Annotated in this window: 9 protein-coding genes; 4 read left to right on the top strand and 5 right to left on the bottom strand. The window is 59.4% G+C overall.

The features are described 5' to 3' along the window. Positions 1-107: 107 nt before the first annotated feature. The gene (carB, locus tag BTN45_RS09635) at positions 108-3596 is read right to left on the bottom strand and encodes a carbamoyl-phosphate synthase large subunit (RefSeq protein WP_037089820.1); all 3489 of its coding nucleotides are present in this window, start codon (positions 3594-3596) and stop codon (positions 108-110) included. Positions 3597-3754: 158 nt separating this feature from the next. Further along, on the bottom strand, positions 3755-4618 hold the full coding sequence (locus BTN45_RS09630; protein ID WP_037089822.1) for a LytTR family DNA-binding domain-containing protein: 864 nt from the start codon (positions 4616-4618) through the stop codon (positions 3755-3757). A gap of 47 nt (positions 4619-4665) precedes the next feature. Here BTN45_RS09630 and BTN45_RS09625 point away from each other — a divergent pair, with 47 nt between their 5' ends. Together BTN45_RS09625 and BTN45_RS09620 are read left to right on the top strand one after the other, a co-directional pair. After that, entirely contained in the window at positions 4666-5154 is a 489-nt protein-coding gene (locus BTN45_RS09625; protein ID WP_142184916.1) for a DUF2306 domain-containing protein, read from the top strand. Between the two features lie 98 nt (positions 5155-5252). Further along, positions 5253-6170, top strand: a complete 918-nt coding sequence (locus BTN45_RS09620; RefSeq protein ID WP_004442894.1) for a neutral zinc metallopeptidase — start codon at positions 5253-5255, stop codon at positions 6168-6170. 30 nt (positions 6171-6200) lie between these two features. Here BTN45_RS09620 and BTN45_RS09615 read toward each other — a convergent pair whose 3' ends face one another. Continuing rightward, complete coding sequence (locus tag BTN45_RS09615; protein ID WP_107339155.1) at positions 6201-6680, bottom strand: DUF2938 domain-containing protein; 480 nt, start codon at positions 6678-6680, stop codon at positions 6201-6203. Between the two features lie 287 nt (positions 6681-6967). After that, the gene (locus BTN45_RS09610; protein ID WP_207587475.1) at positions 6968-9058 is read right to left on the bottom strand and encodes a methyl-accepting chemotaxis protein; all 2091 of its coding nucleotides are present in this window, start codon (positions 9056-9058) and stop codon (positions 6968-6970) included. Positions 9059-9388: 330 nt separating this feature from the next. On the opposite strand from BTN45_RS09610, the gene BTN45_RS09605 reads away from it, so the two are divergent. Then, the gene (locus tag BTN45_RS09605) at positions 9389-10786 is read left to right on the top strand and encodes an MATE family efflux transporter (RefSeq protein ID WP_207587473.1); all 1398 of its coding nucleotides are present in this window, start codon (positions 9389-9391) and stop codon (positions 10784-10786) included. A 37-nt stretch (positions 10787-10823) separates the two neighbouring features. On the opposite strand, the gene carA is transcribed toward BTN45_RS09605, so the two are convergent. After that, on the bottom strand, positions 10824-12029 hold the full coding sequence (gene carA, locus BTN45_RS09600) for a glutamine-hydrolyzing carbamoyl-phosphate synthase small subunit (protein WP_004442887.1): 1206 nt from the start codon (positions 12027-12029) through the stop codon (positions 10824-10826). A 336-nt stretch (positions 12030-12365) separates the two neighbouring features. On the opposite strand from carA, the gene BTN45_RS09595 reads away from it, so the two are divergent. Next, on the top strand, positions 12366-12818 hold the full coding sequence (locus BTN45_RS09595) for a GatB/YqeY domain-containing protein (RefSeq protein WP_207587471.1): 453 nt from the start codon (positions 12366-12368) through the stop codon (positions 12816-12818). Positions 12819-13137 lie beyond the last annotated feature (319 nt).

The following is a 13137-nucleotide window of genomic DNA, read 5'->3' as shown; positions in this document are numbered from 1 at the left end:
TACCGGCGTTGGATTGCAGGTGTATTACGCAATGAGAAACGCCGCCAACCTGGTGGTTCGCGGCGTTCCGGCGTTCATTCAGTTCGTTGTGCTTTCTTGCTGATCTCTTAGTTGAAGTAGCTCTGCAGCGGCTTCACTTCCAGATTGCCGGCCTTCAGCGCCTTGATGGCAAGGGCGGCTGCTTCGGCGCCTGCCATCGTCGTGTAATAGGGCACCTTCTGCATCAACGTTGCGCGGCGCAGAGACTTGCTGTCTGAAATCGCCTTGTTGCTGTCGGTGGTGTTGATGACGAGCTGGACCTGACGGTTGCGGATTGCGTCCTCGATATGCGGACGGCCTTCCTGCACCTTGTTGATCTTTTCGGCGTTGATGCCTTTTTCGGCAAGGAAACGCTGGGTGCCGCCGGTGGCCAGCACTCTGAAGCCGCTTTCCACGAGAATGCGGATGGCGGGCAGAACGCCTTCCTTGTCCTCATCACGGACCGAGACGAAGACCGCGCCGGAGCGCGGCAGGTCAACACCGGCGCCGAGCTGGCTCTTGGCGAAGGCGAGCGCGAAATCAGTGTCGAGGCCGATGACTTCACCGGTCGAGCGCATTTCCGGTCCGAGCAGAATGTCGACGCCGGGGAAGCGCGCGAAGGGGAAGACGGCTTCCTTGACGGCAATGTGCTTGAGGTTACGCGGATCAGGCTTCTCGCCGTAAGCGGCAATCGCCGGATCGAGCTTCTCGCCCGCCATGACGCGGGCGGCGATCTTGGCGATCGGCGCGCCGATTGTTTTCGCGACGAAAGGCACGGTACGCGAAGCGCGCGGGTTGACTTCGAGAACGTAGATGGTGCCGTCCTTGATGGCGTATTGAACGTTCATCAGGCCGCCAACCTTGAGCGCCTTGGCAAGCGCCGTCGTCTGGCGCTCCAGTTCGTCGAGCGTTTCCTTGCTGAGCGAACGCGAAGGCAGCGAGCAGGCCGAGTCGCCCGAGTGGATGCCAGCCTCTTCGATGTGCTCCATGATGCCGGATACGAAGACGTTTTCGCCATCGCACAGCGCGTCGACGTCCACTTCAACGGCGTTGGTCAGGTAGCTGTCGAACAGCAGCGGGTTCTTGCCGAGCAGGGTGTTGATCTGGCCGGTCTTGTCGTTCGGGTAACGCTGCTTGATATCCTCGGGTACGAGACCCGGAACCGTGTCGAGCAGGTAGGTCTGGAGCTGGCCTTCCGAATGGATGATCTGCATGGCGCGGCCACCCAGAACGTAGGACGGGCGAACCACCAGCGGGAAGCCGATTTCAGACGCGACGAGGCGGGCCTGCTCGACCGAATAGGCGATGCCATTGTTCGGCTGGGCGAGATCGAGCTTCATCAAGAGCTTCTGGAAGCGGTCGCGGTCTTCGGCAAGGTCGATCATGTCAGGCGCGGTGCCGAGGATCGGGATACCGTTCTTTTCCAGCGCTTCTGCAAGCTTCAGCGGCGTCTGGCCACCGAACTGCACGATGACGCCGACGAGTTCACCCTTTTCCTGTTCGGCGCGCATGATCTCGATCACGTCTTCGGCTGTCAGCGGCTCGAAATAGAGGCGGTCGGAAGTGTCGTAGTCGGTGGACACCGTTTCCGGGTTGCAGTTGATCATGATCGCTTCAAAGCCGGCATCCTTCAGCGCGAAGGCTGCGTGGCAGCAGCAATAATCGAACTCGATGCCCTGGCCGATACGGTTCGGGCCGCCGCCGAGGATGACGACCTTCTTGCGGTCGGAGACCTGCGCTTCAGAGCGGGCGGCGCCGACGAAGGGTATTTCATAGGTCGAATACATGTAGGCGGTCGGCGAGGCGAATTCGGCGGCGCAGGTGTCGATGCGCTTGAATACCGGGCGGACGTTCAGGCTGTTGCGCAGTTCGGCCACTTCCTTTGGACGCTTGGAGGTCAGGCTGGCGAGGCGGGCATCGGAGAAGCCCATGGCCTTCAGCATGCGCAGGTTCTCGGCATCCTGCGGCAGGCCGTGCTCGCGGATGCGGGCTTCCGTGTCGACGATGGCCTTGAACTGCGCGATGAACCAGGGGTCGATCTTCGAGTTCTCGTGGACTTCCTCTTCGCTCATGCCCATGCGCAGCGCCTGGGCGACCATGCGCAGGCGATCCGGCGTCGGCGTGCCGATGGCAGCACGGATCGCGTTCTTGGAGCCTTCGCCCTCTTCGTAACCGGGAATTTCGATTTCATCGAGACCGGTAAGGCCGGTTTCGAGACCGCGCAGCGCCTTCTGCAGGGATTCCGCAAAGGTACGGCCGATGGCCATGACTTCACCGACCGACTTCATCGCGGTGGTGAGGATCGGCGACGCGCCCGGGAACTTCTCGAAGGCGAAACGCGGGATCTTGGTGACGACGTAGTCGATGGACGGTTCGAACGATGCCGGGGTGGCGCCGCCGGTGATGTCGTTTTCGAGTTCGTCCAGCGTGTAGCCGATGGCCAGTTTGGCGGCGATCTTGGCGATCGGGAAGCCGGTTGCCTTGGAAGCCAGCGCAGAGGAGCGCGACACGCGCGGGTTCATTTCGATGACGACGAGGCGGCCGTCCTTCGGGTTGACGGCGAACTGCACGTTGGAGCCGCCGGTCTCGACGCCGATCTCACGCAGCACCGCAATCGAGGCGTTGCGCATGATCTGGTATTCCTTGTCGGTCAGCGTCAACGCTGGCGCAACAGTGATGGAGTCACCGGTGTGGACGCCCATCGGATCGATGTTTTCGATGGAGCAGATGATGATGCAGTTGTCCGCGGTGTCGCGGACGACTTCCATCTCATACTCCTTCCAGCCCAGAACCGATTCTTCGACCAGAACTTCCGTCGTCGGCGAGGCGTCGAGGCCGCCGGAGACGATGTCGAAGAATTCCGAGCGGTTATAGGCAATGCCGCCGCCCGTGCCGCCCAGCGTAAACGACGGGCGGATGATGGCGGGCAGGCCGACATGATCGATGGCCTGGGCGGCAATGGCCATGGCGTGGGCCATGTAACGCTGCTTGCGGTCGGTTTCGCCGAGGTTCCACTGGTTTTCGAGGTCGTCCAGCGCCTTGTCGAGTTCGGGGCCGGAGAGCTTGCCCTTCAGTTCCGCCCGCGCAGCTTCATGCTTCTTGCGGTCTGCATCCTTGATTTCCGTGGCGTTGGCGAGCATCGAGCGCGGGGTTTCAAGGCCGATGCGGGCCATGGCTTCGCGGAAGAGGGCCCGGTCTTCAGCCATGTCGATGGCTTCGGGCTTCGCGCCGATCATTTCGACATTGTAGCGGTCGAGAACGCCCATGCGCTTGAGAGAAAGCGCGGTGTTGAGCGCGGTCTGGCCGCCCATGGTCGGCAGCAGCGCGTCGGGACGCTCCTTTGCAATGATCTTGGCCACGACTTCAGGGGTGATCGGCTCGACGTAGGTGGCGTCCGCGAGACCCGGATCGGTCATGATCGTCGCCGGGTTGGAGTTGACCAGAATGACCCGGTAACCTTCTTCCTTCAGCGCCTTACAGGCCTGCGTGCCGGAGTAATCGAATTCACATGCCTGACCGATAACGATCGGTCCCGCGCCGATGATGAGGATGGACTTGATATCTTGGCGCTTCGGCATGGGCTCTCTCGTTCCGCTTTTCGGTTGCGCAAAACACCGGCCAGGGTGGAAGATCACCGGCCGGGGAGCGCAATTCAAATGTTTTCAGGCTAGAAGCGGCTTATAGGCAAATGTTTTTGAGAACGGAACCCCATAAATTCCGGAATCGACAGAAACTCTTAACGGGCAGGGGCAAGCGCGGCAAAACGGGCCTGTACCGCCGCGGTATAGGAGCGGCTGACGGGAATTTCTGTGCCGTCCCTTGTCATGAGAAGCAGACGGCCTGTCTGTTTACGCAGCGCGACGACATTCGTATCGGCAATCCAGTGGGAGCGGTGCACCTGCAAGCCCTGCGTCTCGCCAATCTCCTTCAGCGCATCGGCAAAACGCAAGAGGACGAGTTGACGCCCGCGCGTGGTGACGATTTCGGTATAATGGTCCTGTACTGAGAGCCGCAGCAGTTCGCCACGCTTTTGCGGTGGAAGCCGCTCCAGCAGCGGTGCGAGGCCCTTAGCGTGTTTGATGTCTTCGTCTCTGACCGTAGAGGCATTGGCCGTCGTCTCGAACGACTGGCAGGCGGTGAGATAACTCAGCAGGCAGAAGATGGCGCAGAGAGGCAGGGAGGACAGGCTGCTCTGCAAAAAGGGGCCGAAACCCATTTCCCTGCCGGAAAAGACCCCGTTTGTGATGGTAAGCAAGAGCCCGATCGGCAAGGCGGCCGTCAGCGAGCCGATCATCATGCGCGCCAGCATATTTTCGATGCGGCCGGCAAGGATGCTGTTGGCGATGATGGAAAAGGATATGGCAAATATCCAGGCGCCGGCCTGAATGATTGTCCAGTAAAGCAACCGGTCGGCGAAGCTCATGGTTTCGCTCGTTCCGAAGGGCCCGGTCACGATGAAGATCGCCAGTACCGCAAGGAATGTCAGCCACAGCCTGCGCGATTGCAGAACGGCGTGCATTTCACGAAGCGTGGATTGCAGATACGGGTGATCCACGAAGTTTTCCTGCTGATGGCGCCAATCCGTTTTTCCTGTCCGCATGTTTCGCCGAAATTGCCGGTGATTTCAACCGAGCCGAAACAGCACCCATGTCATTCCAGCCTCTGTTAGACGCACCGCTTGCCGTGCAATTCCATGTCGCCACCGTCATGCCCGCAGCCATTCTCGGGGCCTTCATCTTCCTGCGTCCCAAGGGAACCGCCATCCACCGGCTGCTCGGCAAGATCTGGGTGCTGCTGATGGTTTCGACTTCCGTTTCGACCTTCTTCATCCATGAATTGAGGATGTTTTACGGTTTCAGCCCGATCCATCTGCTCTCCGCTTTCACGATATATGGCTGTCTGCAATCGATCTACTTCGCCCGGCGTGGCGATATCAGACGCCATATGCGGATTATGCAGAGCGTTTATCTGGGCGGCATCGTGATTGCGGGAGGATTCACCTTCGTTCCCGGACGCCTTATGAATAAGGTTACTTTTGGTGGCGGCGGAGCGGGATTTGTGGTCATTTCCGCCGGCGCTCTGGTCTTTGCCTTCCTGCTTCTGACCGTGCTGAAACAAAGACGCAGAGCCGCATGAAAGACTCCGCTGACCGCCTCTGCTTTCTTCCGGAACAAGATGTATTATAGTGCCGTTATAAGGCAGCTTGTTGAGGCGATAGTCGCCGGGAGAATAGCATGGAATGGAGAGGGCGCCGCCAGTCGGACAATATTGAGGATCGGCGCGGCATGTCGGCGGGGCCGAGTGATCCTTTTTCCCGAGGCGGGATGCGCGTGCCAATCGGGCGTCGCGGCGGCGGTATCGGGATTGGCGGTCTTCTGGTCATTCTGTTGATCAGCTGGGTGCTCGGCATCAACCCACTGACGCTGCTGACCGGCGGCGATCTGTCGATGGATGGCGGCGGTACGACGCAATCGGGGACCCAGCAGTCCGGCACGCGACCACAGGGGCAATCGTCCGACGAGACGACCGCCTTCGTCCGCACCGTTCTTGCCGAGACCGAGGATACGTGGAGCGGCATTTTCCAGTCGGCAGGCGAAACCTATCAGAAGCCGACGCTGGTTCTGTTCTCCGGGCAGGTGTCTTCCGCCTGTGGTTATGCTTCCGCTGCCAGCGGTCCGTTCTATTGCCCCGGCGACCGTAAGGTCTATCTCGATACCAGCTTCTTCAAGGAACTCGACCAGCGTTTCGGCGCGGCTGGCGATTTCGCGCAGGCTTACGTGATTGCGCATGAGGTCGGCCACCACATCCAGAACCTGACCGGCGTTCTGCCTGAGTTCAACCGCCGCCGTCAGTCGATGAGCCAGACGGACGCCAACAAGATGTCGGTGCGTGTGGAGCTTCAGGCGGATTGTTATGCGGGCATCTGGGGCAAGTTTACCGAACAGAAGGGCATTCTTGAGACCGGCGACCTTGAGGAAGCCCTGAACGCGGCCCATCAGATCGGCGACGATACGCTGCAGAAGCAGACTCAAGGCTATGTGGTGCCCGATAGCTTCAACCACGGCACCTCGGCGCAGCGCATGGAATGGTTTAAGCGCGGCTTCCAGAGCGGCCGGGTCGAGGACTGCGATACTTTCTCGGCGAATATCTGAGGAGAGGGGGCTTTTCAGCCCCCTTTTCGTTTAGCTCATCAAGAGCGCCACGACATACATGCCGAGGGCGAAGATGGTATGGGCCACGAGGTTGAGGACGCGAACCTTCGTTGGGTTCGGTGTCTTCGATGCGGCCCAGCCAATGCCGAGACCCGGCTGCAGCAGGAACCAGCCTGCGCCCACCGTTATGATGCCGACGACCCACGGCGCTATGAAGGACGGGTTTGCAAACCAGGTGACTGGGACCACCAGGGCAAGAATGACACCATAGAGAATCCCGACGGCGTAATGCGAAATCCAGCCGAGCGCCAGTTCATGCTCGTAGGGTTCAGCCGTGGCGATGCTGTCGTGAAATATCCTGCCTTTCGGCACATGCCAGAACCAGCGGCCGACCGGCGCCCAGTTCGGGGCGGACTGGCCGAAGAACCGGTGCAGTATGATTGCCCATATGTCCATAAACACGGTGCCGCCAATGCCCATGGCAATGCCGCGCCAAATCAGTTCCAGCATGAATCCCTCCGCATGATCATGATCGATCAAGCTCTAGCGGATCGTGTGAATGGCGGGAACCGACTATTAGGAGGGTGGGCAAAAAAATGGCCGGATCGCTCCGGCCATGAGGTGAGAAAGGCGTAAGATTTCACCTCCGTCATGCTCGGGCGTGTCCCGAGCATCTGCGACGTATGTTTTATACGAGACGTGGTTGGATCCTCGGGACAAGCCCGAGGATGACGTCGAGCGTGGTGATGGTTGGCCATGATCCGGTGCTATAACGATCGGCCAATATCCATTCTCCCTTAAGCAGCCCGCCCATATTCCGCCTGCCGCCGCGTGGCCGTGGCGAGCTGGAACTGCGCGAGCAACTCGTTGAGCGCCGCCGCTTCCGAGGCGAGGCCATGACTTGCTGCCGTCTGTTCCTCGACCATGGCGGCATTCTGCTGCGTGCCCTGATCGATCGTGTTGATGGCGGTGTTGATTTCCTGGAGGCCGGTCGACTGTTCGCGCGATGCGGTGACGATCGCGTCGATATGGCGGTTGATCTCCTGCACTTCGCGGACGATGGTTTCCAGCGCCTTGCCGGCATTGCCGACGAGTTCGACGCCGGACTGCACCTGCGATGTCGAGGCGTTGATCAGCGTCTTGATCTCCTTTGCCGCATTGGCGGAACGCTGGGCAAGTTCGCGCACTTCCTGGGCGACGACAGCAAAACCCTTGCCGGCCTCGCCGGCGCGGGCGGCTTCAACACCGGCGTTGAGCGCGAGCAGGTTGGTCTGGAAGGCGATCTCGTCGATCACGCCGATGATGTTGCTGATCTCGGAAGATGATTTTTCGATGCCTTCCATGGCGCGCACGGCATCTTCGACGATGACGCCGGACTGTTCGGCATTGCCGCGGGCGCGGTCGACCAGGCGGCCGACTTCTTCCGCACGGCGGGCGGAATCCTTGACAGTCGTGGTGATTTCCTCAAGCGCCGCCGCCGTTTCTTCGACGGAGGCTGCCTGCTGTTCGGTGCGTCGCGCCAGATCGTCGGCTGACTGGCGGATTTCGCCCGCACCCGCATCGATTGCGAGGGCATTTTGGCCGACGGTGCTGAGCGCAGCATTCAGCTTCGCAACAGAATTGTTGAAGTCGTCGCGCAGGCGATCGATGCGGGACACAAACGGCGTATCGATACGATAATTGAGATCGCCGTTGGAGAGGTGAGCAAGGCCCTTTGCTAGTGAATCGACTGCAAACTGAATATCGGCCGCGTCTTTTGCTGACAGTCGTTCCCGCTCGTTACGCTCCTGTTCGGAAAGTGTGCGGTTCTGTTCGGCGTCCCCTTCGAGCCGCAGGCGTTCCATGGCGTTCGAGCGGAACACGGCAACGGCCGCAGCCATGGAGCCGATCTGATCGGTGCGTTCCTGGCCAGGAATGGCGACCTCGAGATTGCCGGCAGCCAGGCCTTCCATGGCGGAGGTCATCTGCGTCACCGGGCGAACGATGAAGCGGGAGAGCACTGTCGCCAGCAGGGCAATCATGATCGTGGCGGCGAGAATGGTGGCGATGGTAGCGGCCATGCGGAACTGCCCGATGGCGCCATAGGCAACATCGGAATCAACAACAAAGCCAAGATACCAGTCGACCGAAGGCAGGCCGGCAACGGGAATGAAGCTGGTGATCTTGCCCTTGCCGTCGATTTCCGTCTGGGAAATTGCAGAAGAAATCACCGGCGTATCGACTTTGAAGAGATCGGTCAGCGGCTTGTCGACGAATTTTGCATCGGGATGGATGAGAATCTTGCCATTCTTGCTGACGAGGAAGGCGTAACCGTCCTTGCCGGCATCCACTGACGTGATCATCTTGACCAGGGAGTCGAGCGAGAAGTCGCTGCCGGTTACACCGGTAAGCTTGCCGTCGACGGAGACCGGAATGGCAGCCGTGATGATGAGGCCGCCGGTGGAGGCGTCGTTATATGGCTCGGTCAGCACCGTCTTGCCGGCTTTCACCGCATCCAGGTACCACGGGCGCTTGCGCGGGTCGTAGCCTTCCGGCAGCGGTGTCTTCGGGAAGGTGGTGAAGGTGCCGGTTTCCGCGTTGCCAAAATAGGTGGACATGAATTGCGCGGTCAGCACCTCATTTTCCAGGAACTGCAGCTTCGCGCCGTCTTCCGGAAGCTTGGCAAGCGTCTTTGCCACGGTTTCCGTCAGCATGATGCGGCCATTCAGCCAATTCGCGATGCTCTGGGCGGCCTGCTTGCCGGAAGAATCGATATTTTCCGCCACCGCTTCGGTGGTGACCCGATGCTGAAGGCTGTCGATATAATACGAGAAGCCCGCAAAGGCGGCGACGACAAGAGATGACGCGGCAACCAGAATGCGCGTCATAAGATTGGTTTTCTTTGGCAAGCTACAGATCCTTGAAGCCCGATGCACCGATAAGGTCATCTTGAACAATGGTTGGGGAAACATGCCTCGAAGGCGGGAATATTCTGCGTCATGCAGCTTATGATTTTAGAAGAACTATTCGATGTTCTAATGGATAAAGGCGAATGGTAAAATTCAACTAAACTTGTGTTTGGTGAGGGCTCGTATTGCGAATTTGTCGAGCCTTTTCAGAACTGCGTAATTTTTAACCATGCACTGCTGCCGGTTGCATGCAGACAGCGATTATTTTATTCATCCTCGTGCTGCCGTTGCGCAAATCGCGGGCAACGGCCAATGTTCGGGTGAATTACAATGTCTTCGTCGGTTGTTGCAGGAACCGTTCCTTCCGGATCGGGGTCGTGGTTTTCTCATTTCAAGGCTACGCTTGTTCTCGGGATTCCGCTTATCGGCGCGCAGCTCGCGCAGCTTGGCATCCATACCACCGATATGGTGATCGTCGGTCAGCTGGGTGCAGAGAAGCTGGCGGCCATGGTGCTGGCCGGGCAGTTTTTCTTTGTCGTCTTCATTTTCGGCTCGGGCTTCTCCGTTGCCGTCGTACCCATGGTGGCCCAGGCTTACGGGCAGGGTGATGCAACGTCTGCGCGCCGCTCTTTGCGCATGGGCATGTGGGTGGCCATTGCCTATTGGCTGCTGGCGCTGCCGATCTTCATGAATGCAGAGCGCATTCTGGTTGCGCTTGGGCAGAATGCCAACGTAGCGGCACTGACCGGCCATTATCTCGCCATCGCCAAGTTCGGCCTTCTGCCGGCGCTGCTGTTTTATGTGCTGCGCGGCCTTGTCAGCGCCATCGGCCGCGCAGGCATCATTCTTTATGTCACCATCATCATGCTGGTGATGAATGGTACACTCGCCTATGCTCTTGTGTTCGGGCATTTCGGGCTGCCGGCCATGGGCATGAATGGCGCGGCCGTGGTTGCGGTCATCGTCAACGCTTTCAGCTTCATCTTCATCGTGGCTTATGTGCAGACGCGCGAGGAAACGAAGAAATACGAGCTGTTCGTGCGCTTCTGGCGGCCTGATTGGCACGCGCTTTTCGAAGTGCTGCGTCTTGGCCTGCCGATCAGCATCACCATTCTTGCCGAGGTGACCCTGTTTGCTGCCGCCTCGATCCTGATGGGGCAGATCGGCACGGTGCAGCTTGCGGCGCACGGCATTGCCCTGCAGCTCGCTTCCATCGCCTTCATGATCCCGCTCGGCCTTTCGCAGGCCGCGACCGTTCGCGTCGGCGTGGCGCGGGGCCAGGGGGACTTCAAGAACCTCATCCGCGCTTCGATCATGATTTACGCCATCGCCTGTGGCATCGCCCTGTGCGGCGGCATCCTGTTTGCGGCGGTGCCGGAATTTTTGGCGAAGTGGTTCCTTGATCCCAAACTTCCGGAAGCTGCGGAAGTGCTCGCTTATGCGAGCAGCCTGGTGGTGATTGCCGGCATCTTCCAGCTTGTCGATGGCATTCAGGCGGTCACGGCAGGCCTGCTGCGCGGGTTGAAGGACGCCCGTATACCGGCGATGCTGGCACTGATCTCCTATTGGCCGATTGGGCTGGCGCTTGCCTGGACCATGGCCTTTCCGCTCGGTTTCGGCGGGCGCGGTGTCTGGTTCGGCTTTGTGATCGGTCTTTCGACAGCCGCCGTTCTTCTCACCATCCGCTTCGTGCTGCTGGTGAAGCGGGAAATGAAAACGGCCCGCTGAGAAGCGGGCCGCATGTAACGTCCGGATTGGAAAAGTATCAGCGCTCGGCGAGCGCTGCCTCGCCCTTCTTTTCACGCAGCAGATTGACGAAGCGGCGGAAGAGATAGTGGCTGTCCTGCGGGCCCGGCGATGCTTCCGGGTGGTGCTGGACGGAGAACACCGGCTTGCCGGTGATGCGCAGGCCGCAATTGGTACCGTCGAACAGCGAGATATGGGTCTCTTCGACGCCCTCGGGCAGCGACTTGGTATCCACCGCAAAGCCGTGGTTCATCGAGACGATTTCCACCTTGCCGGTCGTGAAGTCCTTGACCGGATGGTTCGCGCCATGGTGGCCCTGATGCATCTTTTCAGTCTTTGCGCCAACGGCAAGGCCGAGCATCTGGTGGCCGAGGCAGATGCCGAAGATCGGCAGGTCGGTCTTGATGAGGTTCTGGATGACAGGAACGGCATATTCGCCCGTCGCGGCCGGGTCTCCGGGGCCGTTGGACAGGAACACGCCATCCGGCTTCAGCGCCAGGATGTCTTCAGCCGAAGTCTGGGCCGGAACGACGGTGACCTTGCAATCGAGACCGGCAAACAGGCGCAGGATATTGCGCTTGACGCCAAAATCGACGCAGACGACGTGATACTTCGCATCGGCTTCGCCGAGCGTGCCGTAACCCTTGTTCCAGACCCACGGCGTTTCAGCCCAGGTGGAAGACTGGCCGGAGGTGGCTTCTATGGCGAGGTCGAGGCCGACGAGGCCGCTCCATGCCTTGGCTTCCGCCTTCAGCGCTTCGATGTCGAAGACGCCGTTCGGATCATGGGCGATAACCGCGTTCGGGGCACCGTTTTCGCGGATCCATGCCGTCAGGGCGCGGGTGTCTATGCCGCAGAGGCCGATGACGCCGCGGGCCTTCAGCCAGGCATCCAGATGCTTGACGGCGCGGAAGTTCGAAGGGTCGGTGATGTCGGCCTTGAAGATGACGCCGACGGCGCCGCGCCGGGCGGCGGGCGTCAGGTCTTCGATATCTTCTTCATTGGTGCCGACATTGCCGATATGCGGGAAGGTGAAGGTAACGATCTGGCCGAGATAGGAGGGGTCGGTGAGGATTTCCTCGTAACCCGTCAGCGCCGTGTTGAAGCAGACCTCGGCCTGAACCTTGCCGGTTGCGCCTATGCCTGTTCCTTCAATCACCGTGCCATCGGCAAGAACAAGCATTGCGGTCGGTTTGCGGGTAGTCCAGGGCGCTGTCTCGGTCATCTCGTTCCGTTTCTGCCGCTTCGCACCCCGCCTCTTGAAAGGCAGGGGGTAAGGGGCCATTTTTGTCGCAGGCTTCGTGACATAAAGGGGCGCGCGATAAAGCTCGCGTTCCGACCCTTCGTTAAAATCTCGTGCAGGTGCCGGAAAATAACGAAAGCAGCCCAAGCGGTCAACCGCAGGGCCAAGATTTACGTGGAATTAAACCACCGTATTTTCAAGGTCTTATGCATTTGATTTGCTTGAGCGTGTCGGCTCGTTTATGTCGTTTCGCAAAATGAGGTGGAAAGTTTCCGTGTCGAGAAGCTGCGGAAGGCGCTTTCCCAAGGAGAAGAAGAAATGCTGCGCGACGTGTTCGCTAATAGTTTGAAAGATGCGCTGAAGGCCCGCGACGCCAGACGCACCTCGACCGTGCGTCTCATCCAGACCGCCATCAAGGATCGCGATATCGCCAATCGCGGCGTGGGCAAGGACCCCGTCAGCGATGAGGATATCATGCAGATTCTGACCAAGATGGTGAAGCAGCGGGAAGAATCCGCCAGCATCTATGAAGGTGCCGGCCGTCCCGAACTTGCCGCTCAGGAGCGAGAAGAAATCGTCATCATCAAGGAATTCATGCCGGAAGAAATTCCGGCCGAGAAGGTGCGCGAACTTTGCCAGGCCGTCATCGCCGAAACCGGTGCTTCCGGCCTGCGTGACATGGGCAAATGCATGAATGCGCTGAAGGAACGTTATCCCGGTCAGATCGACTTTGCGAAGGCCTCCGGCGTCGTGAAGGATTTGCTGAAGTAAATTCGGCAATGCCCAAAAAAGTAAAGGCAGGGCAGATGTGGGCTGCCCTGCCTTTTTTCTGTCGACGAAAACGCATTCCGGCGGATCAGAATGCTCTCCAGCGCAGGCTTTTTTCGGGGGACGTGCCTGCGGGCGTCGGCAGATTTCTGCGATTTCGTTGCTTTGACTGTGACTATGTTTTTACAACGCGCGGACGGACTGCTCAAATTACAAAAACATAATTTTTGGTGATGATGCAGCGCCACAAATTTGCCCGAAGCAGGCGCAAAGGGCTTTGCCAGCTTTTTGCGCCACCCTGTGAATATCGGGTATTGTGGCT

The organism is Rhizobium sp. ZX09 (assembly GCF_017357485.1).
Classification (GTDB): Bacteria; Pseudomonadota; Alphaproteobacteria; order Rhizobiales; family Rhizobiaceae; genus Agrobacterium; species Agrobacterium pusense.
This window is presented reverse-complemented; position numbering and strand designations above follow the sequence as displayed.